The organism is Vibrio sp. SCSIO 43097 (genome assembly GCF_023650755.1).
Taxonomy (GTDB): Bacteria; Pseudomonadota; Gammaproteobacteria; order Enterobacterales; family Vibrionaceae; genus Vibrio; species Vibrio alginolyticus.
Genome location: NZ_CP071840.1, coordinates 935,277 through 959,553 on the forward strand (window position 1 = coordinate 935,277; position 24,277 = coordinate 959,553).

The 24,277-nt window shown below is 46.4% G+C and carries 24 protein-coding genes; 23 read left to right on the top strand and 1 reads right to left on the bottom strand.

The genetic code is table 11. From position 1 onward, the window contains the following. The first annotated feature begins 218 nt into the window (after positions 1-218). The 9 genes from J4N40_RS04465 to fliJ all read left to right on the top strand — a co-directional run bounded on the left by J4N40_RS04465 (position 219) and on the right by fliJ (position 10,246). Positions 219-1,685 carry a sigma-54 dependent transcriptional regulator gene (locus tag J4N40_RS04465; protein WP_213900063.1) on the top strand — a complete coding sequence of 489 codons (1,467 nt, stop codon included), beginning with the start codon at positions 219-221 and terminating at the stop codon, positions 1,683-1,685. Between the two features lie 199 nt (positions 1,686-1,884). Continuing rightward, positions 1,885-2,916 (top strand): sensor histidine kinase, encoded by a 1,032-nt coding sequence (locus tag J4N40_RS04470; RefSeq protein WP_005380459.1) that lies wholly within the window; start codon positions 1,885-1,887, stop codon positions 2,914-2,916. A 36-nt stretch (positions 2,917-2,952) separates the two neighbouring features. Further along, on the top strand, positions 2,953-4,362 hold the full coding sequence (locus J4N40_RS04475; protein ID WP_213900065.1) for a sigma-54-dependent transcriptional regulator: 1,410 nt from the start codon (positions 2,953-2,955) through the stop codon (positions 4,360-4,362). A 122-nt stretch (positions 4,363-4,484) separates the two neighbouring features. Then, positions 4,485-4,796 carry a flagellar hook-basal body complex protein FliE gene (gene fliE / locus J4N40_RS04480; protein ID WP_005384482.1) on the top strand — a complete coding sequence of 104 codons (312 nt, stop codon included), beginning with the start codon at positions 4,485-4,487 and terminating at the stop codon, positions 4,794-4,796. A gap of 14 nt (positions 4,797-4,810) precedes the next feature. Then, a complete protein-coding gene (fliF, locus tag J4N40_RS04485; protein ID WP_005380462.1) occupies positions 4,811-6,553 on the top strand; it encodes a flagellar basal-body MS-ring/collar protein FliF in 1,743 nt (580 codons plus the stop codon). Further along, positions 6,546-7,601, top strand: a complete 1,056-nt coding sequence (gene fliG / locus J4N40_RS04490) for a flagellar motor switch protein FliG (protein ID WP_005380470.1) — start codon at positions 6,546-6,548, stop codon at positions 7,599-7,601. The genes fliF and fliG overlap by 8 nt, the downstream gene beginning before the upstream one ends. A 71-nt stretch (positions 7,602-7,672) precedes the next feature. Further along, the gene (gene fliH / locus J4N40_RS04495) at positions 7,673-8,473 is read left to right on the top strand and encodes a flagellar assembly protein FliH (RefSeq protein WP_250654384.1); all 801 of its coding nucleotides are present in this window, start codon (positions 7,673-7,675) and stop codon (positions 8,471-8,473) included. A 3-nt stretch (positions 8,474-8,476) separates the two neighbouring features. Then, positions 8,477-9,796 carry a flagellar protein export ATPase FliI gene (gene fliI / locus J4N40_RS04500; protein WP_046875538.1) on the top strand — a complete coding sequence of 440 codons (1,320 nt, stop codon included), beginning with the start codon at positions 8,477-8,479 and terminating at the stop codon, positions 9,794-9,796. A 6-nt stretch (positions 9,797-9,802) separates the two neighbouring features. Further along, positions 9,803-10,246: a flagellar export protein FliJ gene (gene fliJ, locus J4N40_RS04505; RefSeq protein WP_005380474.1), complete on the top strand. Its 444-nt coding sequence runs from the start codon at positions 9,803-9,805 to the stop codon at positions 10,244-10,246. 40 nt (positions 10,247-10,286) lie between these two features. On the opposite strand, the gene J4N40_RS04510 is transcribed toward fliJ, so the two are convergent. Next, entirely contained in the window at positions 10,287-10,601 is a 315-nt protein-coding gene (locus J4N40_RS04510; RefSeq protein WP_213886951.1) for an NIPSNAP family protein, read from the bottom strand. A gap of 280 nt (positions 10,602-10,881) precedes the next feature. On the opposite strand from J4N40_RS04510, the gene J4N40_RS04515 reads away from it, so the two are divergent. The 14 genes from J4N40_RS04515 to cheY all read left to right on the top strand — a co-directional run bounded on the left by J4N40_RS04515 (position 10,882) and on the right by cheY (position 24,236). Further along, complete coding sequence (locus J4N40_RS04515) at positions 10,882-12,735, top strand: flagellar hook-length control protein FliK (protein WP_213886950.1); 1,854 nt, start codon at positions 10,882-10,884, stop codon at positions 12,733-12,735. Positions 12,736-12,820: 85 nt separating this feature from the next. Continuing rightward, on the top strand, positions 12,821-13,324 hold the full coding sequence (gene fliL, locus J4N40_RS04520) for a flagellar basal body-associated protein FliL (RefSeq protein WP_005380477.1): 504 nt from the start codon (positions 12,821-12,823) through the stop codon (positions 13,322-13,324). A gap of 7 nt (positions 13,325-13,331) precedes the next feature. Then, positions 13,332-14,378 carry a flagellar motor switch protein FliM gene (gene fliM, locus J4N40_RS04525; protein ID WP_005380478.1) on the top strand — a complete coding sequence of 349 codons (1,047 nt, stop codon included), beginning with the start codon at positions 13,332-13,334 and terminating at the stop codon, positions 14,376-14,378. A 58-nt stretch (positions 14,379-14,436) separates the two neighbouring features. Next, the gene (fliN, locus tag J4N40_RS04530; RefSeq protein WP_005380479.1) at positions 14,437-14,847 is read left to right on the top strand and encodes a flagellar motor switch protein FliN; all 411 of its coding nucleotides are present in this window, start codon (positions 14,437-14,439) and stop codon (positions 14,845-14,847) included. A gap of 1 nt (position 14,848) precedes the next feature. Further along, positions 14,849-15,262 carry a flagellar biosynthetic protein FliO gene (gene fliO, locus J4N40_RS04535; protein ID WP_017820812.1) on the top strand — a complete coding sequence of 138 codons (414 nt, stop codon included), beginning with the start codon at positions 14,849-14,851 and terminating at the stop codon, positions 15,260-15,262. Further along, complete coding sequence (fliP, locus tag J4N40_RS04540; RefSeq protein ID WP_213886949.1) at positions 15,249-16,118, top strand: flagellar type III secretion system pore protein FliP; 870 nt, start codon at positions 15,249-15,251, stop codon at positions 16,116-16,118. Before fliO ends, fliP begins: the two co-directional genes overlap by 14 nt. 24 nt (positions 16,119-16,142) lie before the next feature. Continuing rightward, complete coding sequence (gene fliQ / locus J4N40_RS04545) at positions 16,143-16,412, top strand: flagellar biosynthesis protein FliQ (RefSeq protein ID WP_005380488.1); 270 nt, start codon at positions 16,143-16,145, stop codon at positions 16,410-16,412. An 8-nt stretch (positions 16,413-16,420) separates the two neighbouring features. Then, positions 16,421-17,203 carry a flagellar biosynthetic protein FliR gene (fliR, locus tag J4N40_RS04550; protein ID WP_005384463.1) on the top strand — a complete coding sequence of 261 codons (783 nt, stop codon included), beginning with the start codon at positions 16,421-16,423 and terminating at the stop codon, positions 17,201-17,203. A 3-nt stretch (positions 17,204-17,206) separates the two neighbouring features. Next, entirely contained in the window at positions 17,207-18,337 is a 1,131-nt protein-coding gene (flhB, locus tag J4N40_RS04555; protein ID WP_005380490.1) for a flagellar biosynthesis protein FlhB, read from the top strand. Between the two features lie 210 nt (positions 18,338-18,547). Continuing rightward, positions 18,548-20,647 (top strand): flagellar biosynthesis protein FlhA, encoded by a 2,100-nt coding sequence (gene flhA / locus J4N40_RS04560; RefSeq protein ID WP_025998722.1) that lies wholly within the window; start codon positions 18,548-18,550, stop codon positions 20,645-20,647. Between the two features lie 28 nt (positions 20,648-20,675). Next, the gene (gene flhF, locus J4N40_RS04565) at positions 20,676-22,193 is read left to right on the top strand and encodes a flagellar biosynthesis GTPase FlhF (protein ID WP_115386227.1); all 1,518 of its coding nucleotides are present in this window, start codon (positions 20,676-20,678) and stop codon (positions 22,191-22,193) included. 14 nt (positions 22,194-22,207) lie between these two features. Continuing rightward, a complete protein-coding gene (locus J4N40_RS04570) occupies positions 22,208-23,095 on the top strand; it encodes a MinD/ParA family protein (protein WP_005380498.1) in 888 nt (295 codons plus the stop codon). Continuing rightward, positions 23,088-23,822, top strand: a complete 735-nt coding sequence (locus J4N40_RS04575; protein ID WP_005380499.1) for an RNA polymerase sigma factor FliA — start codon at positions 23,088-23,090, stop codon at positions 23,820-23,822. Before J4N40_RS04570 ends, J4N40_RS04575 begins: the two co-directional genes overlap by 8 nt. Positions 23,823-23,867: 45 nt before the next feature. After that, a complete protein-coding gene (cheY, locus tag J4N40_RS04580) occupies positions 23,868-24,236 on the top strand; it encodes a chemotaxis response regulator CheY (protein ID WP_017635949.1) in 369 nt (122 codons plus the stop codon). Positions 24,237-24,277: the final 41 nt, after the last annotated feature.

The following is a 24,277-nucleotide window of genomic DNA, read 5'->3' on the forward strand; positions in this document are numbered from 1 at the left end:
GTTTCTATCAAGCTCACACCTCTCCATTGCTTGGTTGCCTTATTTTTATATTCAAATAAAATAGAAGCCATTAGTAGCCCTAATGGCTTTTTTGTTGCTGATTTTCCTATTTTGTCTATCGTAAATTGAGTGTGGTGGTTCTGCCTTCTTTAGCACCCAATTGCGCAAATCAAGGTTTGGCCGCAACGCACCTAAAATAAAGGCAATCATTCTTACTTATGCATGGTTTGGCAAAGCTGCTTGTAATTGATGATGACGCATCAAGTCGTTTAAATTTAAGCAATATATTGGAATTTGTTGGAGAAAATTGCGAAGCGGTCAGTTCTGATCAGCTCAGCGATGTTGATTGGTCTAGCGTATGGTCGTGCTGTATTGTTGGTAATATTCCAGCAGGTCAAGCGGCGAGTACGGTTATCTCTCATTTAAACAGCGCTTACCACATCCCTCTTCTAGTCATGGGCCGTTTTCCTTTGCCTGTTGATGATCTTCCAAATTTTGTTGGTGAACTAGAGCTGCCGCTTAATTACCCACAGCTTAGTGAAGCGTTACGCCACTGCAAAGATTTTCTGGGGCGAAAAGGAGTGAATGTTGTTGCTAGTGCACGCAAAAACACGCTTTTTCGCAGCTTAGTTGGTCAAAGTAGAGGTATTCAAGAAGTTCGACACCTGATCGAGCAAGTATCAAACACGGAAGCAAACGTGTTGATCTTAGGTGAGTCCGGTACAGGTAAAGAAGTTGTTGCGCGTAACATCCACTATCACTCTTCATACCGCGATGGCGCATTTGTACCTATTAACTGTGGTGCAATACCGCCTGAGCTCCTAGAAAGCGAATTATTTGGTCACGAAAAAGGCGCGTTTACTGGTGCGTTAACTGCCCGTAAAGGTCGATTTGAGCTCGCAGACGGTGGCACGATCTTTCTTGATGAGATTGGCGATATGCCAATGTCGATGCAAGTAAAGTTGCTTCGTGTATTGCAAGAACGCTGCTTTGAACGTGTAGGTGGCAATAGTACCATCAAGGTAAATGTTCGAGTGGTGGCGGCGACACACCGTAATCTAGAAAATATGATTGAAGAAGGCACGTTCCGAGAAGACTTGTTCTATCGTCTGAACGTGTTTCCGATTGAGATGCCAGCGCTGAAAGAGCGCAAACAAGATATACCATTGCTGCTGCAAGAACTGATGACACGTTTAGAGGCGGAGGGCGGACAACCTATCTGTTTTACACCTCGTGCAATCAACTCACTGATGGAGCATAACTGGCCGGGCAACGTACGCGAGTTGGCTAATCTTGTTGAGCGAATGATTATTCTGTATCCAAATAGCTTAGTGGATGTAAACCATCTACCAACCAAATATCGCTACAGTGACATCCCAGAGTTCCAACCAGAGAGCAATCCATTTGTTTCGGTGGAAGAGCAAGAGCGTGATGTATTCCAAGATATCTTCTCTGAAGATTTTAGCTTTGAAGAGCAAGACGACCTTGATCACAGCATGAACGCCCCGCAAGCGCTGCCACCGGAAGGGGTTAATTTGAAAGAGCTGCTGGCTGATTTAGAAGTTAATATGATCAGCCAAGCATTAGAAGCGCAGGGTGGTGTTGTAGCAAGAGCGGCCGACATGCTGGGTATGCGACGTACTACGCTGGTGGAAAAAATGCGTAAGTACAACTTACAGCGCTAGGTAAAGTGAAGTTTTAAGACGATATCTGAATTATCACTTGTGCTAGTTAACATCGTTTTTCTGGCATCCAAAACCGTCACCTCTGAGTGTCAACTTATTGTCGATAGCTTAACGTCCTGATAAATATATAAAATAGCTTGGTACGCTAATTGCTTACCAAGCTATTTTAGTTTTAGCGGCGATATTTCGACAGGCAGTAATGGATAACAACACCAATCAATCCCATTTAGATTCCGTAGAGAATCAGGTTGAGCGCTACAAACAGGTGCTCGATGTGATGCCTGCTGGAGTGATTTTGCTCGATACGTACGGAGTAGTGCGTGAAGCAAATCCAGAAGCGCACCGAATTCTTGAGATTCCACTGGTTAACGAAAAATGGTTCAACGTTATCCAGGCGGTGTTTGACCCACGTGAAGATGATGGCCACGAAGTTTCATTACGTAATGGCCGTAAAGTTCGACTCGCCATCTCGGCGTCCACAACAGGTCAATTGATCCTGATTACCGATTTAACCGAAACCCGTTTACTTCAAGCTCGTGTCAGTGATTTACAGCGCTTATCGTCGTTAGGACGTATGGTTGCGTCGCTTGCTCACCAAGTAAGAACGCCGCTGTCGAGCGCTATGTTATATGCATCCAATTTGGGAGCGCCAAATCTTCCTCCAGCGACAAAAGATCGCTTCCAAACCAAATTAATGGATCGACTGCACGATTTGGAAAAGCAGGTTAATGATATGCTGCTTTTTGCTAAAGGTGGTGATAATAAGGTCATTAAGCCATTTACGATTGCCCAGTTGGTAGCGGAATATCAGCCGATGGTCGAAACCGCGCTAAAAAACAACAGTATTGATTACTGCCTAGAAGTGGAAGAAGAACAAACTGAGCTACTAGGCAATGCGAACGCCATTGCATCCGCATTAAGTAATCTGGTCATGAATGCGATTCAAATGTCTGGTAAAGAATCGCAAGTCGATATTTTTTTCCGCCCGGTAAATGGTGAGTTACGCATTTCTGTGCAAGACAGCGGACCGGGAGTGCCCGAAGAACTGCAAGCCAAAATCATGGAGCCATTTTTTACCACACGTTCTCAAGGAACTGGATTAGGGTTGGCAGTTGTTCAAATGGTTTGCCGTGCCCATGACGGTCGATTGGAACTTATTTCAGAGCAGGGTGATGGAGCCTGCTTCACCATGTGCATTCCGCTAGAGCGAGTGCAAACAGAAGCGCAATAAGCGGCTTTTGGTAATAACAATTTCTGGAGAATCATAATGGCGCAAAGCAAAGTGCTGATCGTAGAAGACGATGAAGGTCTTCGTGAAGCCCTAGTCGATACTCTGGCTCTGGCAGGGTATGAGTGGTTGGAAGCGGACTGTGCTGAAGATGCACTGTTGAAGCTGAAATCGAATACGGTTGATATCGTCGTTTCTGATGTGCAAATGGCGGGTATGGGTGGCTTAGCTCTGCTCAAAAGCATCAAGCAGAATTGGCCTAACTTACCAGTATTGCTAATGACGGCGTACGCCAACATTGAAGATGCCGTGTCTGCAATGAAAGATGGCGCGATTGACTACATGGCGAAACCATTTGCACCAGAAGTGTTGCTAAATATGGTCAGTCGTTATGCACCGATAAAAAGTGAGGACAACGGTGATGCTATCGTTGCTGATGAGAAAAGTCTGCGCTTACTCGCGTTGGCCGATAAAGTGGCGCGTACAGATGCGAATGTTATGGTGCTAGGTCCGAGTGGCTCAGGTAAAGAAGTGATGTCGCGTTATATTCACAACGCGTCAAATCGTAAAAATGGTCCTTTTGTCGCAATTAACTGTGCCGCGATTCCTGACAATATGCTCGAAGCAACACTGTTTGGCTATGAAAAGGGCGCATTTACTGGTGCTGTTCAGGCATGCCCAGGAAAGTTTGAACAAGCGCAAGGTGGCACAATCTTGCTTGATGAAATCAGCGAAATGGACTTGAACCTGCAAGCGAAGTTGTTGCGTGTTTTGCAAGAGCGAGAAGTAGAGCGCCTTGGCAGTCGCAAAAGCATCAAGTTAGATGTTCGTGTGTTAGCGACGAGTAACCGTGATCTTAAGCAATACGTGTCAGAAGGAAACTTCAGAGAGGACTTATATTACCGCCTGAATGTATTCCCAATTGCGTGGCCTGCACTTAAAGAACGTAAAGGCGATATTGCACCGCTTGCCAAGCATCTTGCTGAGCGTCATTGCAGCAAAATGGGCATGCCAGTGCCTCAATTCTCGACCGTTGCGTTAGAAAAACTATTGCAATACCCTTGGCCGGGTAATGTTCGTGAATTGGATAACGTGGTTCAACGAGCGCTGATATTAAGTGAAAATGGCGACATCGATGCAGAGCACATTTTGCTTGAGGGCGTAGATTGGCAAGATGCCAATAGCTTGCAACACGTGGTGCAAAACGCAGATATGGTCGTGCCCAATGTTAAGCCAGTTGCGCAAGCTGAGAGTGTCAGCCGCCCGGTCAGCGGTGGAGAAGGCTTAGGCAGCGAGCTACGCGATCAAGAATACGCCATTATTTTGGAGACTTTGGTTGAGTGTAATGGTCGACGCAAAGAAATGGCGGAGAAACTGGGTATAAGCCCTCGAACCTTGCGCTATAAGCTTGCCAAAATGCGTGATGCTGGTATAGATATCCCGAATTAACACAGACAACGGCCATAAGACGAAAAGTGTAAGTAAATTGATTGCTAATGTCTTATGGCACGTTAATTGCTGTGTCAATAATCAGTTTTGTTAATAGTCAATCTTTTGGCTTAGAGGTGCTAATGAAAATTGATGGTATTCAGGCAGAAATGCGCGCCATGATGGTAGAAGCAACCAATACGGCTCCTACTGCAAGTGGGGCGAAAGTTGGAGCGGATTTTAACGATCTCCTAACTAAAGCCATCAATAACGTGAACACACTTCAAAAAGCATCTGGTGATTTACAAACCCGTTTTGATCGTGGTGATGCCGATGTATCCCTTTCTGACGTTATGATCGCTCGTAACAAGTCTAGTGTCGCTTTTGATGCGACGGTTCAAATTCGCAATAAACTCGTTGAGGCATATAAAGACCTCATGAACATGCCAGTGTAATTTAGGTAATAAGTGTGGCAGACAAGTCTACAGATTTAACCGTCACTGAAGGCGGCTCAGATGGTGCACTGGTAGCAAGTTCCGATGTGGATGTGGAGAGTCAAAATCCAGATCTAGAGGAGCGCAGTGCGTCAAAATTCGATATGGCAGTGGGCGACCTCGATTTACTTCGTCAGGTTGTGCTTGTGCTGTCGATATCCATCTGTGTTGCATTGATCGTGATGCTGTTCTTTTGGGTCAAAGAACCGGAGATGCGCCCACTTGGTGCGTATGAGACCGAAGAATTGATCCCCGTTCTGGATTATCTGGACCAGCAGAAAATCAATTATAAGCTTGATGGCAATACTGTTTCTGTTGAATCGAGTGAGTACAACTCGATCAAACTTGGCATGGTTCGTTCCGGCGTTAACCAAGCTACAGAAGCGGGCGATGATATTTTGCTGCAAGACATGGGTTTTGGTGTTTCACAACGTCTCGAGCAAGAGCGTCTCAAACTCAGTCGAGAGCGCCAATTAGCTCAAGCAATTGAAGAAATGAAGCAAGTTCGCAAAGCACGAGTGTTATTGGCACTGCCAAAGCACAGCGTGTTTGTGCGTCATAACCAGGAAGCGTCTGCGTCGGTATTTTTGACATTGTCGACAGGCACGAACCTTAAGCAGCAAGAAGTGGATTCTATTGTCGACATGGTAGCGAGTGCCGTGCCGGGAATGAAAACTTCTCGAATTACCGTCACAGATCAGCATGGCCGCTTACTCAGCTCAGGCTCCCAAGATCCTGCTTCTGCGGCGCGACGCAAAGAACAAGAATTAGAACGCAGCCAAGAGCAAGCGCTGCGCGAAAAAATTGATTCCGTACTATTACCGATTTTAGGTTATGGCAACTATACGGCGCAGGTTGATATCCAAATGGACTTCAGTGCGGTTGAACAAACCCGCAAACGCTTTGATCCAAACACCCCTGCGACCCGCAGTGAGTACGCACTCGAAGATTACAATAACGGTAACATGGTAGCGGGTATTCCGGGTGCGTTGAGTAATCAGCCTCCAGCGGATGCCTCAATTCCGCAAGATGTGGCTCAAATGAAAGATGGTTCTGTCATGGGGCAGGGTTCAGTTCGTAAAGAGTCCACGCGTAACTTTGAGCTAGATACCACCATCAGCCACGAGCGAAAGCAGACCGGGACGGTGGCTCGTCAGACCGTTTCTGTTGCGATTAAAGACCGTCGTCAAGTTAACCCTGATACGGGTGAAGTGACTTATACCCCAATGTCCGAATCTGAAATCAATGCCATTCGCCAAGTATTAATTGGTACCGTTGGCTTTGATCAAGGTCGTGGCGATTTACTGAATGTATTGAGTGTAAAGTTTGCTGAGCCAGAGGCTGAGCAGCTAGAAGAACCACCAATTTGGGAGCACCCTAACTTCAGTGATTGGGTTCGTTGGTTCGCAAGTGCATTAGTGATTATTGTGGTTGTGTTGGTTCTGGTTCGCCCAGCAATGAAGAAATTGCTTAACCCTACCAGCGATGATGAAGACGAAATGTACGGACCAGACGGCTTGCCGATTGGTGCGGATGGTGAAACTAGCTTGATTGGCAGTGACATCGAAAGCAGCGAACTGTTCGAGTTTGGCTCAAGTATTGATTTGCCAAACCTTCATAAAGATGAAGATGTATTGAAAGCGGTTCGCGCTCTGGTTGCGAATGAACCTGAACTGGCTGCTCAAGTAGTGAAAAACTGGATGAATGACAATGGCTAACGATATCGTACCTCAAGATGACAACGCCGCGGGAATGCCAGTAGAGCTGGATGTTTCAACCATTACTGGCGAAGAAAAAGCGGCAATTTTGTTACTGAGCCTTAATGAACAAGATGCAGCTGGCATTATCCGTCACCTAGAACCAAAACAGGTTCAGCGTGTTGGTAGTGCGATGGCTCGCGCGAAGGATCTCAGCCAAGACAAGGTATCTGCTGTTCATCGTGCGTTTTTGGAGGATATCCAGAAATACACCAACATTGGTATGGGCAGCGAAGACTTTATGCGTAATGCATTGGTTGCCGCTCTTGGTGAAGACAAAGCCAACAACTTAGTTGACCAGATCCTACTTGGTACGGGCTCAAAGGGTTTGGATTCTTTGAAATGGATGGACCCACGCCAAGTGGCGAGCATTATTGTCAATGAACACCCACAGATTCAAACTATCGTACTGTCTTATTTAGAAGCAGACCAATCTGCAGAGATTTTGTCTCAGTTCCCTGAGCGCGTGCGTTTGGATCTGATGATGCGTATTGCCAACCTTGAAGAAGTTCAGCCATCAGCATTGGCAGAGCTGAACGAAATCATGGAGAAACAGTTCGCGGGTCAAGCGGGTGCACAAGCAGCCAAAATTGGCGGCCTGAAAGCAGCAGCGGAGATCATGAACTACCTAGACAACAACGTCGAAGGTTTGTTGATGGAACAAATTCGCGATCAGGACGAAGACATGGCGACACAAATCCAAGACCTAATGTTTGTCTTCGAAAACTTAGTCGAGGTGGACGACCAAGGTATTCAGAAGTTGCTGCGTGACGTACCGCAAGACGTGTTGCAAAAAGCACTCAAAGGTGCAGATGACTCGTTACGTGAGAAAGTCTTCAAGAATATGTCTAAACGTGCTGCTGATATGATGCGTGATGACATAGAAGCGATGCCGCCAGTACGAGTGGCAGATGTAGAAGCCGCTCAGAAAGAAATCTTAGCAATTGCCCGTCGAATGGCGGATGCTGGTGAGCTCATGCTATCTGGCGGTGCTGACGAATTCTTATAATTTCTATTGCTTCGCAATTATCCTATTGCGGAGCACCCTCACTTCTTAATCGAACACACAATAGGTAACCCATGGCTGGCGATAGAAAACGTGGATTTATCCGTCCTGATGAAGATGATTCGATGATCGAACCTCAACGTTGGGGGCTGCCTGATTATGGCGAGCCTAAAGCCAAACAAGCAAAACAAACCGCGTTCAACTATGACCCGGGATGGGTGCCGAATTTTGATGAGCCTGAAGAAGAGCAGCCACTTGCGCTAACCGAAGAACAAATTGAACTGATTAAGCAAGGTGCTTATCAAGAAGGCTTACATCAAGGTCAGGAAGCTGGCTTTAAGCAAGGTTACGACAAAGGTAAAGAAGAAGGGTTGCAAGCCGGCCATGCTGAAGGTCTCGAGCTCGGAAAAGCTGAAGGGGTAACTGCAGGGCAAGAATACATTCAGCAGCAAGTTGAAGCCTTTATGAACTTGGCCAATCAGTTTGCTCAACCTTTGGAGTTGATGAATGCTCAGGTTGAAAAGCAGCTGGTGGATATGGTGCTCTGCTTAGTCAAAGAAGTGGTGCACGTTGAAGTACAAACCAACCCTCAAATTATTTTAGATACAGTGAAGCAGTCGGTCGAAGCGCTACCAATATCAGGCCACCCTATTACCTTGCACCTGAATCCAGAAGATGTCGCGATTATTCGTTCAGCTTATGGTGAAGAAGACCTTAATTGTCGCAACTGGACGTTAGTTGCTGAGCCATCGCTCAATCGAGGTGACGTCCAGATTGAAGCCGGTGAATCAAGCATTAATTATCGCATGGAAGAACGCGTCAAAAGCGTATTGCACAGCTTTTGTGGCGCAAACCGTCATCAAGAGGGTGAGTAATCCATGCAAGCACTCGCTGACCGCTTAAAAAACTACAAAGTTGAAGGCCTTACGACGCGCCCTGTCGCCTCTGGCAAACTGGTGCGTGTGGTTGGGTTAACGTTGGAAGCGACCGGCTGTCGCGCACCAATTGGCAGTTTATGCTTAGTGGAAACCATGTCAGGTCAGATGGAAGCCGAGGTCGTCGGCTTTTCAGGTGACAACCTATTTTTAATGCCAAGCGAACAAATTACGGGCATTTTACCTGGCGCGAGAGTCACCCCTTTAACCAGTGACGCTGGTTTACCTGTTGGCATGGAATTACTTGGGCGCGTTATAGACGGGGTTGGGAATCCACTTGATGGACTTGGCCCTTTGTATACCGATCACCGTGCCTCTTTTAATGCCGAACCAATCAACCCGTTGGCTCGAAAGCCAATTTCTGAACCGCTCGATGTTGGCCTAAAAGCCATCAATGGTTTGTTGACGGTTGGTAAAGGTCAGCGTATCGGTCTGTTTGCAGGTTCTGGTGTGGGTAAATCGGTCACGCTTGGCATGATGACGCGAGGCACCACCGCACAGGTTGTGGTCGTCGGCCTGATAGGTGAGCGTGGACGTGAAGTTAAAGAGTTCATCGAAGAGATCTTGGGTGAGGACGGTCGTCGCCGCTCAGTGGTGGTCGCGGCGCCTGCCGATGCTTCACCTCTAATGCGCTTAAAGGGGTGCCAAACGGCATTAACGATTGCTGAATACTTCCGGGACCAAGGGTTAGATGTTCTGCTATTGATGGACTCGTTGACTCGTTTTGCACAAGCACAGCGTGAAATCGCACTTTCTGTTGGTGAGCCGCCAGCGACGAAAGGCTACCCGCCTTCTGTATTTGCCAAGCTGCCAGCGCTGGTTGAGCGAGCGGGTAATGGAAGTGCCGAACAAGGCTCGATTACGGCGTTCTTTACCGTGTTGACCGAAGGGGATGATTTGCAAGATCCGATAGCGGATGCATCGCGAGCTATTCTTGATGGCCATATTGTACTTTCTCGTGAAATGGCGGATGCAGGCCATTATCCGGCGATTGATGTCGAGAAGTCGGTGAGCCGTGTTATGCCGCAAATCACGACCGAAGAGCACGTTCTGATGTCAAAAGCGGTGCGACAGGTCTTGTCTATTTGTCGCAAGAATCAAGATTTGGTCTCGATTGGAGCGTACAAACCGGGTACCGATCCTGCTATTGATGGCGCATTTACTTTGAAACCGAAGTTAGACGAATACTTGCAGCAGAGCATGAAAGAATCGGTGCCATACGATATGTGCGTCAATATGCTTAGAAACATTTTGGGTGGGTGATAGCGCATGAATAATGCGATGGAGTTTCTACTTGAGCAAACGAAGGATCGTGAAGACCAAGCTGTGCTTGCACTGAACAAAGCGCGTTCTGAACTCGAAGATTATTACCGTCAGGTTGAACAAATTGAAAAGTATCGGCTTGATTATTGCCAGCAACTCGTCGACCGTGGTCAGGCGGGCCTAACGGCAAGTCAATATGGACACCTAAATCGATTCCTTACCCAGCTAGATGAGACTTTATCTAAGCAAAAGCAAGCAGAAAGTCATTTCAAAGAGCAGGTTGAAAACTGTAAAGAATATTGGTTAACCGTGCGTAAAGAACGCAAATCCTATGAGTGGATGATAGACAAACGCGAAAAAGAGAAACAACTTGCTGAAGCTAAGCGCGAACAAAAGCAAATGGACGAGTTTTCCACCTTACTTTACAGTCGAAAACCACATCGTTTCTAAAGGTTATCGGTTCGATATTGCATTACGGTGTTGCAGTTGACTACATCTCTACCGATTCAAGTAAGGTAACTTTGATTGAGTCTTGTTCAATTAGCTCAAATACCTTCGGTCGAATCTCGCGAACCCACCACTCGTTGTATGTTTTTTCGTAGAGAGCCTGGCGTGCTTGTTCATTGTCGAACTCTCTAAGCCAAACAAAATAGTCATGTCCATCATCACCAGTGTGGACGTAAGTATTCAGCACACGCATGCCTTGTGAGCGTTGATAGGGCAACAGTTCTTCCTTCATCCAACTTAGCCACTGATCTGTTTTGCCTGCTTTGATTCTATATTGGCGTAATTCTGTGATCTTCAAAGTGATTCCTTAATTGTTAAGCCAAGTGTCTGTTTACGCTTATCGTTTTTCAAAGTCAATCAAGTAGCTGTACATCATGTTAGGAACCAGGTTATCGGATAGTATTGTTGATGTTTGTTCCATAAACATGCCATCTATTAGCTTGCCGAGAATTGGCTCAATATTGTGGTGTGATTTTTGCATTTTAGCTGTCAGTGTCGGGTCTTTTTGACCTTAGTTTGCCGCCAGTATTGCTGCCTGCCAGCGATATACTCAGAGCCACGAGAACGAGAGTTTCTAAATGAGTGTGAATTTGTCCCATGTATCTGCGACTACCAAGACGCCAGTTTCTGATGTGTCCGCTAAAGCGTCCGCAGAGAGCACTGAGAGCAAGGGATTTTTAGAAACGTTAACCGATGCGTTTGCTGGTAAACAAAAGCCCGCAAAAGTAGCAACAGAATCGACAGTGGTTGAAGAAAAAGAAAGAGCGGATGTAGGCAGTACTTCTTCTGCTAACGTCTCGGACGAATTGTTGGCGCAAGAAAGCCAAGAATCCGTCAGTGACGAGACCCATGGTTTTGATGAAATATCAGCAAACAAACCGAATGCAACCTTAAGTGAAGAAGCAAGTTTACAAAAGGCGAGTAACAGCACACCTTTGGAGAATGATGTTGAAGCTATTGAAAAAGTGAAATCAACATCAGTCGATACGAGCAACCCATCAAATACAGTGGACGTAAAAAGCACGATGGGCGAAGGACAACAGCTTCTTGGTCGAATTGAACAAGCGAATCAAACCCTGAATGCGAGTAATGCATCCATCGATAGTGGCAAAGTTTTGCCTCAGAGCGCGAATTTAGTGCATTCGTTCCACGAGCAAGCAACCGTTTCGACACACCTTGATGAGCTGGCTTTGAATGAAACGCCATCAGTTCATTCGCTTGAACAAGCACAGATGATCCCAGGACAAGACTTAGAGCCAATTTTAGATAAGAATGGTCAACCTATCGATGTCGACAAACTTTCGCCTGAGTTTGCTGCTTGGCAAGAGCTAGCGAAACAAGCCAGCCATCCGACGGCTAAGAGCGCAGTCAGTGGTGAAGTAGCTAATGATCTGTCGCCGTTGTTAACAGACGTTGATGGTTCCAACATCGACGCGCTTCCACGAGTCTCCTTGGATGAACTTGAAGTTATAGATACTAAGTTGGCGCAAGGAAAACCACTGACTCAGCAAGAAGCTCAGATCATTGAAGGGTTGAAACAAGGAAGGATCACGGCGGATATTCCTGAGCAAGACCTTGCCCAATTTGTTGCGCTCCCTAATGACATTAAACAGATTCTCGCAGAGCAACAAGTACAACATAATTTAACTCGCCAGGCTGGACCTATGGCAGTGTCTCAACAAATCCAGCATACAGCGGCTCAAGTACCCCAGCCACAAACTGCTCATAGTGGAGAAAAAGTCGCATTATCTCCAACGCCCGATATGTTGATAGCCGCGCAAGTGCCGACGTCGCTTCAAGGTGTGAAAGACGGAGAGATTAGCCAGAAAGTAATGAACGCAGCATTGGCGACTGGTGCGCTAAAGGCGACTGCGGATAAACAAGATAAGCCGGACCTCCAACATGGCTTCGCTGGACAGCTTCAGGCTATGGCAGGCCAGCAAGGAATTAATGTGCAGCAACAAGCGCGTATTGATGCTGCACAACAAGCTCAGCTTCCGTTGCAACTAACTAAAGAGCTAGCCAACGAGCAAGTTGCGGAAAAAGTGCAAATGATGATGTCGAAGAATCTGAAAAATCTCGATATTCGTCTTGATCCACCAGAGTTAGGTCGTATGCAAATTCGTATGACCATGAATAATGACGTTGCCAATGTACATTTTACAGTGAACAACCCGCAAGCTCGTGACATTATTGAACAGACGCTCCCTCGTTTGAGAGAAATGCTAGCGCAACAAGGTATGCAGCTGGCTGATTCTTCCGTCCAGCAACAAAACAGCGGGCAACAGCAAGGTAGGTATACTGCTGAACAACATGGTCAAAGCGCGCAAAGTGGCGGTTTTTCTGGACAGTCCGAAGAGGGTTTTGAATCTGATGTCAATCTGGATTTGAATGTCGCTTCAAAGCGTGATGGAATTAGTTTTTACGCATAAAAGGCCGTTTAACGGCAATGGCATACGGTTACCCAGCAACTCACTAAAACGTCTTGGTAACTCAAAAGAACAATAAGAGACAAGAATGGCAGAAGAACAGTTACAAGGGGCCGATGCGCCGAAAGGAAAAAGCAAGTTACTTATCATCATCATCGCTGTTGTAGTATTACTACTTGGTGGCGGGGCAGCGGCATTTTTTCTAATGGGCTCTGATGAACCTGCTCAGGCTGAATCGTCTCAACAGGCTCAAGTGAAGGCATCGGATGCTGCGCCCATCGCGTATGTGAATCTTCCTCAGGCATTTGTATTTAACGTTACTGGGGATAGCCGCGATAGGTTGGTTCAAATTAAAGCGCAGTTAATGGTTCGCGGTGCAGAAAATGAAGAGTTGGCGAGGTATCATTCGCCACTGATTGAAAGCTCTATGCTATCAACGTTTGCTTCCGCGACGGTTGATCAATTGCGCTCTCCTACAGGACGAGTGGAATTGCGCGATCGTGCTTCCGAAGATATCAAAGCAGCGCTGAATGCTGCGGTCGGTAAGCCAGTGATTGAAAAAGTACTGTTTACAGATTTTGTTATTCAATAGGTAAAACGTGACCGATCTATTAAGCCAAGACGAAATTGATGCGCTATTGCATGGGGTTGACGATGTTGATGACGTCGATGAACCGATAGAAAACGACACTGAGGGGGCCGTCAATTTTGATTTCTCGTCGCAAGACAGAATCGTACGTGGTCGAATGCCGACGCTCGAACTTATCAACGAGCGCTTTGCACGGCACATGCGTATTAGTCTGTTTAATATGCTGCGTAAAACGGCAGAGGTGTCGATCAATGGCGTGCAGATGATGAAGTTTGGTGAATACCAGAACACATTGTACGTGCCAACCAGTTTGAACATGGTGCGTTTTCGTCCGTTAAAAGGCACTGCGTTGATCACCATGGAGGCTCGTTTAGTCTTTATTCTGGTAGAAAACTTCTTTGGCGGTGATGGTCGATTCCACGCCAAAATCGAAGGCCGCGAATTTACCCCAACGGAACGCCGCATCATTCAGTTGTTACTGAAAATTGTATTTGAAGATTATAAAGAAGCGTGGTCGCCAGTGATGGGGGTAGAGTTCGAATATCTCGACTCTGAAGTAAACCCAAGTATGGCAAACATTGTCAGCCCGACAGAAGTGATTGTCGTGAGTTCCTTCCATATAGAAGTTGACGGCGGTGGCGGCGATTTTCATGTCGTTATGCCTTACTCCATGGTTGAGCCTATCCGTGAACTATTGGATGCAGGTGTTCAGTCCGACAAGATGGAAACGGACGTTCGCTGGAGCTCAGCACTACGTGAAGAGATCATGGATTGTCCGGTTAACTTCCGCGTGAACTTGCTCGAAAAAGACATTTCTTTGCGTGATCTCATGGAGCTGCAACCGGGCGATATCATCCCGATTGAAATGCCAGAACATGCGACGATGTTTGTAGAAGACCTACCGACCTATCGCGTAAAAATGGGTCGTTCGGAAGACAAATTAGCGGTGCAAATTTCTGAGGAAATTGAGCGCCCACATGTCGTCAAAACAGATTTAGCTTTCTTAGGTAAAGACATCATGTCCGAGCTTGAGAGTGAAGACGATATAGACCATTAAGATACCTTATTAAACAGACATGCTATGGCATGAGTTAGGCGTAACACAGGATAGAAAAATGGAACCAAGTGACGATCAAAAGCTAGCAGACGAATGGGCAGCCGCTCTTGGCGAAGACCCGTCTGCCCCTTCTGTAGACGTAGATGAAGTATTGGCTGCGCCACTGGAAGAGCTAAAAGACACTTCAAGCCCAATTAGCGAAGATGAGCGTCGTAAACTCGACACTATTATGGATATCCCGGTGACGATTTCGATGGAAGTCGGTCGTTCTCAAATTAGCATTCGGAACCTGTTGCAGCTTAACCAAGGTTCGGTTGTTGAGTTGGATCGTCTAGCCGGTGAGTCGCTCGACGTATTGGTTAACGGTACTTTGATTGCTCACGGCGAAGTCGTGGTCGTCAACGATAAGTTTGGTATCCGTTTGACGGATGTGATCAGCCAAACTGAACGAATTAAGAAGCTGCGTTAAGATGAGTCGTTCAATCAAAATGCGATTGAAGCAAATCACTGGAGCACTGAGCTTAATACTAAGTGCTCCTTATGCATTTGCTGCCGCACCAAATAATCTGGATCTTGCGACGACACTTGGCTCGCTTGTGCTTGTAATCGGCGTGATTCTTTTGCTGGCTTGGTTGCTGAAACGTATGCAAGTGCCAGCGATGGGACAACAAAAGGGCTTGCGTATAGTGAGTCAGTTGCCAGTGGGTACAAAAGAAAGAATCGCAGTAGTTCAAGTGGGTGAAGAACAGTTTTTGGTTGGGATTACTAGCCAATCGATCCAAACTTTAGCCAAGTTAGATAAGCCACTGAAAGAGGAAGAGTTGGCGACCAATGCTTTTGCGACTCAATTTAGCCAGCTGATCAAAAAACATGACAAAGGGTAATCCAATTCGTTTGCTCCTGAGTACGTTGTTACTTTTTGTCGGCGTGCTGTTTTCTTCATTTACCTTTGCTGAAGCAGAGGAGTCAGCGCTGCCAGATAACTTAGCCGATGGAAGTAGTGTTACAGTTCAGGCTATGCAAAGTGATACTGGTGCTAGCCGTTCTATGTCCGTTTCTAGTGGCGGTGGTATTCCAGCATTCACCATGACCACGAACCCTGATGGCAGTGAAGACTACTCAGTTACACTACAAATTTTAGCGTTAATGACCATGCTTGGCTTCTTGCCTGCCATGGTGATTCTGATGACCTCGTTCACTCGAATTGTGGTGGTAATGTCGATATTGCGTCAGGCAATGGGTTTGCAACAAACGCCTTCTAATCAGGTTATTATTGGTATTGCGCTGTTTTTGACCTTTTTTGTTATGTCTCCTGTCCTGAACGAAATCAACGACAAAGCTGTTCAGCCTTATTTGAGCGAGCAAGTCACGGCGCGAGAAGCGTTTGATGCTGCACAAGCGCCAATGAAAGCATTCATGCTTAAACAGACGCGAATCAAAGATTTGGAGACGTTTGTAACCATGTCAGGAGAGCAAGTCGAGAATCCAGAAGATGTATCGATGGCGGTATTGATTCCGGCTTTTATCACCTCAGAGCTAAAAACTGCATTCCAAATTGGCTTTATGCTCTTCTTGCCGTTTTTGATTATTGACCTTGTAGTCGCTTCGGTACTGATGGCAATGGGTATGATGATGTTGTCACCAATGATTGTTTCGTTGCCGTTCAAGTTGATGTTGTTCGTATTGGTCGATGGTTGGAACTTGATACTCTCGACACTCGCGGGCAGCTTTGCCCTTTAGATAAGCGCAGATAGAGGATAAGACATGACACCAGAAATGTTTGTCGAGCTTTTCCGTGAAGCACTTTGGATGGTGCTTATCATGGTCTGCGCTATTATCATCCCAAGCTTGCTGATCGGCCTTGTAGTTGCGATTTTTCAAGCTGCGACATCCATCAACGAACAAACATTGAGCTTCTTACCGCGTTTGATTGTCACGCTTTTGGCCCTGATGCTGTTTGGGCATTGGATGACGCAAATGTTGATGGAATATTTCTATGGCTTGATTGAACGCTTACCTCAGGTGCTTTATTAGAGGCGCCTATGGAGTACCCCACTAGCGTTGTCTTAGATTGGATCGCAAACTACTTCTGGCCCTATGTTCGTATCTCATCCATGTTGATGGTGATGACAGTAACCGGGGCCCGATTTGTTTCGCCAAGAATCCGCCTTTACCTCGGTTTAGCCATCACTTTCGCTGTCATGCCAGCTATCCCCGCCGTACCTCAAGACATTGAGCTACTCTCGTTTCGTGGCTTCATGACCATTGCCGAGCAAATGATCATCGGCATAGCGATGGGTATGGTTACTCAATTTATGATTCAAACCTTTGTCCTACTTGGTCAAATATTGGGTATGCAATCAAGTTTGGGCTTTGCTTCTATGGTTGATCCCGCAAATGGTCAGAACACGCCATTGCTTGGCCAGTTATTCATGTTCTTAACGACAATGTTTTTCCTTGCCACCGATGGACACTTAAAAATGCTGCAATTGGTGGTGTTCAGTTTTAAAACTTTGCCGATTGGCTCCGGCTCGCTCAACGCGGTTGATTTCCGTGAAATGGCAGGCTGGCTTGGTATTATGTTCCAAACGGCACTGAGTATGTCTCTATCTGGCATTATTGCGCTACTGACCATTAACTTGTCGTTTGGTGTAATGACCCGTGCCGCACCACAGCTGAATATCTTCTCGCTTGGTTTTGCTTTTGCTTTGATGGTGGGTCTATTACTTTGTTGGTACATACTGGCTGGTCTATACAGTCATTATGAAATGTTCTGGACAGTGGGTGAGGCGCAGATTTGTCGGCTTATTCGCTTGGAGTGCTAAGATTTGGCAGAATCAGACGGTCAGGAACGCACCGAAGAAGCCACGCCCCGACGGTTACAACAAGCCAGAGAAAAGGGGCAGGTCGCTCGATCTAAAGAGCTGGCATCAGCATCTGTGCTGATCGTTGGCGCCATTTCATTGATGTGGTTTGGCGAGGCGTTAGCACGTTCATTGTTTTCCATAATGAGCCGTTTATTTGATCTTCAACGAGAAGAGATTTTCGATACTGCAAAACTGTTTGATATCGCTTTGGGCGCGATGAGTGATTTGTTGTTCCCACTATTTTTGGTGTTAGCGACATTGTTTACCGCTGCCATGATTGGAGCAGCAGGTGTGGGAGGAATCAGTTTTTCTGCCCAAGCGGCCATGCCCAAGCTGTCGAAAATGAATCCGCTTAGCGGCTTAAAGCGAATGGTTGGAATGCAAAGCTGGGTAGAGTTGATCAAATCAATCCTTAAAGTGGTTCTGGTCACTGGTGTCGCCATCTATTTGATCCAAGCATCGCAGGCCGATCTGATTCAATTGAGCATGGATGTGTATCCGCAAAACATCTTCCATGCTTTAGATATTTTGCTGAACTTTATTTTGCTGATCAGTTGCTCGCTATTGATTGTGGTTGCCATCGATATTCCATTTCAAATCTGGCAGCACGCTGATCAGTTAAAAATGACGAAGCAAGAAGTCAAAGACGAATACAAAGAGACTGAAGGTAAGCCGGAAGTGAAAGGCCGTATTCGTATGTTGCAAAGGGAAGCGGCTCAACGTCGAATGATGGCGGATGTTCCTCAAGCTGATGTTATTGTTACTAACCCAGAGCACTTCTCGGTAGCGCTTCGTTATAAACAGAAGACAGACCGTGCGCCAGTCGTGATCGCTAAAGGTACTGACCACATGGCGATGAAGATTCGAGAAGTCGCCCGCGAACATGACATTACGATTGTGCCTGCACCACCTTTGGCTCGTGCGTTGTACCACACGACAGAACTCGAGCAAGAGATCCCCGATGGGTTATTTACTGCCGTCGCTCAGGTTTTGGCATTTGTATTCCAATTGAAGCAATACCGAAAACGAGGTGGACAGCGTCCCAAAATTCAAGATTATGATTTGCCAATCCCGCCCGAGCACCGTCATTGATACGAAAAGCGGTAAAGCCTTAAAAAAGCTCGTTTGATCAAAAGCTAAGCTCTATTTGAGTGTTTAGTCATTATTTTGGCGCTAATTATGGTACATAGATTGCTTAAAACGCTTTAATTATCAACCCTACCTAAACTTTTAGGCTAAAGCGGTCGCGTATTAATAGTAAGAGCTTACGTGACGCTTCAATCGATTGAGATCTCTCGCAGTATGAAGTTAAGCCTGCCGTTTGCAGATAAATTGCCACGAATCCCTCAACGTGAAATGCCAGCTATTGGTGCTCCGGTGATGGTTTTGGCCACCCTAGCGATGGTGGTACTGCCGATTCCAGCATTTTTGCTGGATATGTTCTTCACCTTTAACATCGCGCTGTCGATGGTGGTGTTGTTAGTGACCGTTTACACACGTCGCCCTTTGGACTTCGCTGCTTTTCCAACGGTATTGCTGATCGCCACGTTGCTCCGCTTGGCTTTGAACGTTGCCTCGACTCGTGTCGTCTTACTGCATGGTCATGAAGGCGGTAATGCGGCAGGTAACGTAATTGAGGCGTTCGGTAACGTCGTTATTGGTGGTAACTACGCGGTCGGCCTAGTGGTTTTCCTCATCTTAATGATCATCAACTTTATGGTGGTGACCAAAGGTGCGGGTCGTATCTCTGAGGTAAGTGCTCGCTTTACGCTTGATGCGTTGCCGGGTAAGCAAATGGCGATTGATGCCGACTTGAATGCCGGATTGATAGACCAAGAGCAGGCAAGAGTTCGTCGTTTTGAAGTGACCAAAGAAGCGGATTTCTATGGCTCGATGGATGGTGCCTCGAAGTTCGTAAAAGGTGACGCGATTGCCGGTATTTTGATTCTGTTTATCAACATCGTCGGCGGTCTGTCGATCGGTATGGCGCAGTATGGATTGGGTTTCGGTGAAGCGATTGAAATCTATACCTTACTGACAATCGGTGATGGTTTGGTCGCACAAATCCCATCGCTATTGCTGTCGATTGCAGCGGCAATGATGGTGACGCGCCAAAACACCGATGAAGACATGGGGGAACAACTGGTCTTCCAGATGTTCGACAACCCAAAAGCGCTGATGATTACTGCGGCTATTCTTGGTGTGATGGGCATCGTACCGGGCATGCCACACTTTGCGTTTTTGAGCCTGGCAGTCGCGGCCGGTGCAGCGGCATATTTCATCGACAAACGGCAGAAGCAGAAAGCGAAAGAGCCCGCTTTACCAGCAACAGCAGACGAAGGTACAGAACCTTCCTCACAGCGCGAACTGTCTTGGGATGACGTCCAGCCAGTCGATATTATTGGCTTGGAAGTCGGTTATCGCTTAATCCCTTTGGTGGACAGAGACCAAGGTGGGGAACTGTTAGAGCGCGTAAAAGGTGTGCGTAAAAAGTTATCGCAAGATTTTGGGTTCCTAATTCCAGCGGTTCATATTCGTGACAATCTTGAGCTGACCCCAAACAGTTACCGAATTACATTGATGGGGGTTGCGGTGGGCGAAGCAGAGATTCGTCCGGATCAAGAGCTAGCGATTAACCCAGGTCAGGTGTATGGCATGATTGATGGTGAGCCAACCATTGACCCTGCTTTTGGACTGGAAGCCGTATGGATCCGAGAAGATCAGCGTGAGCACGCGCAGGCTCTGGGTTATACGGTTGTTGATTCATCAACGGTATTAGCGACGCACCTAAGCCAGCTATTGACCAACAACGCATCACAGCTAATTGGCCATGAAGAAGTAGAGAATTTATTAGAAATGTTGGGACGCAGCGCGCCTAAGTTGGTCGAGAACTTTGTTCCTGACCAATTACCATTAGGTGTGGTGGTGAAAGTCCTACAAAACTTGTTAAACGAGGCCATTCCAATCCGCGATATTCGCACGATTGTTCAAACTTTGGCTGAGTACTCAAGTAAGAGTCAAGAAGCTGACATATTGACGGCAGCAGTTCGAATTAGTCTTAAACGTCTAATTGTTCAAGAAATCAATGGTATAGAGCCTGAGTTACCAGTGATTACTTTGATACCTGAACTGGAACAAATATTGCATCAAACTATGCAAGCATCAGGAGGCGAATCCGCGGGGATTGAACCGGGACTCGCTGAGCGATTGCAGTCTTCACTAAGCCAAGCGACACAGGAACAAGAACTGAAAGGCGAACCTGCCGTTCTGCTTACTTCTGGTGTATTACGCTCGACGTTGGCTAAATTTGTGAAGAACACAATACCTAATCTCCGGGTACTGTCTTACCAAGAAATCCCGGATGAAAAACAGATCAGAATTGTGCAAGCCGTGGGTAACTGATCTCACGCATCATTAATGGATTCATAGTTTGAAAATAAAGCGATTTTTTGCCAAAGACATGAGAACGGCGCTGCTCCAAGTGAAAGAGGAGTTAGGCGCGGAAGCGGTGATCATGTCAAACAAGAAAGTGGCTGGTGGAGTAGCGATTGTTGCGGCGATAGATAGTGAATCTAATCCGCCTCAAGCAAGCGCAGCGTCACAGCAAAATCGCGGTGCTTCTCAATCGAATCGCTATAACGAACATCGTCAAATGTCATCGTCTTCTGCTGATCGTTACCAAGATCGTCATTTAGATGAAGATAAAATTAGCCTGAACAGTAATAACAGTAACAATGAAAAAACAGGCTCAATGACGCAGCGATTCGCTAATATGCTTAAGCAATATAGCGGTGGTGCAGCAGAGGCTGACGACCACGTAGCGGAAAATGAAGATTCGCTCTCTGCTTTGCTGCAACGCCAAAATAAGCATCGCGACGGCTACAACCAAGAAAAGCCAGCGCCATATCAACCAGATTCACCTTTGGCGAAGCTAATCGCACAGGACAATCGATTTGAACGTCCGACGCCCAAGCTGGACCCGACGCGCTATGACCGACGTCGCCCAAGTGATGAGCGTGACGAATCGGCCGATGAGCTAGAAAGCATGCGCGAAGAGATGACGTCAATTCGTCGTCTGTTGGAGCACCAAGTTTCTGGCCTGATGTGGCAAGAAGTAGAACGCCGTGAGCCGCTAAGAGCAATGCTGATTAAGCGCTTAGAGCGAATGGGCGTTTCTCCGGAGTTAGCAGACCAGATGGCCTGTTATATTCCGGAAGATACAAAGCCAGCGCGAGCGTGGAAAGCGTTATTGTCGCTGGTGGCGGATCAAATCAATATTCCTAAACAGGACATTTTAAAACGTGGTGGCGTAGTCGCATTGTTGGGTCCGACTGGGGTTGGGAAAACAACAACCGTAGCGAAACTCGCAGCACGCGCAGCCATGGAATACGGTGCCGACAATGTGGCCCTTGTGACAACAGACACATATCGCATAGGTGCACATGAGCAACTCTCAATTTACGGAAGAATCATGGGTTGTCCCGTAAGAGTTGCTAAAGATTCTAACGAGTTAGCCGATGTTATATATCAGCTAAGAAACAGAAGACTGATTTTGGTCGATACGGCAGGGATGGGGCAACGAGATGTGAGGCTTTCCGAGCAGCTCGACACTCTAATGCAAGAGAGCGGAGAAGTGATTCACAGCTACCTTGTTTTGCCGGCTACCGCACAACGTCGTGTTCTACAAGAAACGCTGGATCACTTCCGACGTATACCACTTTCGGGTTGTATTATGACGAAGCTTGATGAGTCATTAAGCCTAGGCGAATTCATCAGTGTAGTGATTCAAAACGCAATGCCAGTAGCTTACATCGCTAATGGTCAGCGCGTACCAGAAGACATTGTGATAGCGCAACCAAAATATATGCTTGCGAAAGCAAATGAACTGTTAGAGAAGTCGACAGAGAACGAACCTCACTTTTGGAACAGTGACAGTGAAGGACTCTAAGGCGGCGGACTACTATGACTGAGAATATGATACACGATCAAGCAAGCGGCCTCCGTCGCTTAACACAACCATCGTTGACCAAAGTGATTGCTGTTACTGGCGGCAAAGGTGGTGTGGGGAAATCAAACGTAACACTGGGTCTGGCGATTTGTATGGCTCGCCAAGGCAAGAAGGTGATGGTTCTCGACGCTGATTTAGGTCTGGCCAATGTGGACGTGATGCTCGGAATTCGTGCAAAACGTAATCTAGGACATGTCTTAGCGGGTGAATGTGAGCTAAAAGATGCGATTGTCGAAGGGCCTTATGGTATAAAGATAATTCCTGCAACTTCTGGCACACAGAGCATGACAGAGCTTTCTCACGCTCAGCATGCTGGACTCATTCGAGCATTTGGTAGTCTTGAAGACGAAATGGATGTCCTGCTGATTGATACCGCTGCTGGTATCTCTGACATGGTAATCAGTTTTTCGCGAGCAGCTCAAGATGTGGTTGTAGTTGTGTGTGATGAACCGACGTCAATCACAGATGCCTATGCATTAATCAAGCTGTTGAGTAAAGAACACCAAGTTCAACGCTTTAAAGTTGTAGCAAATATGGTCAGAAGCTACCGTGAAGGGCGAGAATTGTTTGCAAAGTTGACACTAGTCACAGAGCGATTCTTGAATGTTAGCCTTGAACTCGTAGCATGTATTCCATTAGATGATAAAGTACGACAGGCTGTAAAAAGACAAAAAATTGTCGTTGATGCGTTCCCACGCTCGCCTGCTGCTTTAGCTATCAGCTCACTAGCAAACAAAGCGTTGACGTGGCCACTACCGAAAACACCAAGTGGACACTTGGAATTTTTTGTGGAAAGGTTGCTAAATCGTACCGAATTCGCAGAGGACCCTTTTGGTGAATAAAGCGATAACCTATGACCAACATGGCAAATTTAATAGCCAGCAGGCGTTCATTGAACGTTATTCAGTGTTGGTTAAGCGCATTGCTCACCACCTACTAGGCCGTTTACCGCCGAGTGTTCAGGTAGAGGATTTAATTCAGGCCGGCATGATCGGTCTTATCGAAGCTCAGCAGAATTATGATGGTTCTAAAGGTGCGAGCTTTGAAACTTATGCAGGTATCCGTATTCGTGGCGCAATGTTAGATGACATGCGTAAAGGCGATTGGGTACCGCGTTCTGTTCATAAAAATAATCGAGAGATTAACCAAGCGATTGCGGAGCTGGAAGGCGAATTAAATCGAGATCCTACTGATTCTGAAGTAGCCACGCATCTCGGTATGACACTGGATCAATATCATAGTGCTCTTACCGATATCAACTGCTCAAAATTAGTCGGTATTGAAGATTTAGGCGTTTCTGATGATGTGATTTCACCGGCGGATGAAACCGATGACAGCAACCCATTCAAAGGGGTAGTTGATGAATCATTTCGAAAAGCACTGGTTGAATCAATAAAACAGCTTCCAGAGCGTGAAGCTTTGGTTCTTTCGCTTTATTATGATGAAGAACTCAATTTGAAAGAAATTGGCGATGTGTTAGGCGTAAGCGAATCTCGCGTAAGTCAAATACTGAGTCAAGCGATGCAACGTTTACGTACCAAGCTCAGTGCGTGGACACAAAATGACTAAAAACACTGATTTTACGATTCAGTGGAGGCAATTTTGAATAAAAACATGAAGATCCTTATTGTTGATGATTTCTCAACAATGCGCCGTATTGTTAAAAACCTGCTTCGTGACTTGGGTTTCAATAACACTCAAGAAGCGGACGATGGTTTAACCGCATTACCAATGCTGAAAAAAGGTGACTTCGATTTTGTTGTAACTGACTGGAACATGCCAGGTATGCAAGGCATCGATTTGCTTAAACACATCCGCGCGGATGCAGAACTTAAGCATCTGCCAGTTCTAATGATCACGGCTGAAGCGAAGCGTGAGCAGATCATTGAAGCTGCTCAAGCAGGCGTAAACGGCTACATTGTTAAGCCATTTACTGCTGCAACATTAAAAGAAAAATTAGATAAAATTTTCGAGCGTTTATAACTCTCTCTTTCTCTTTGTTATTCGAGTCATTCATACCAATT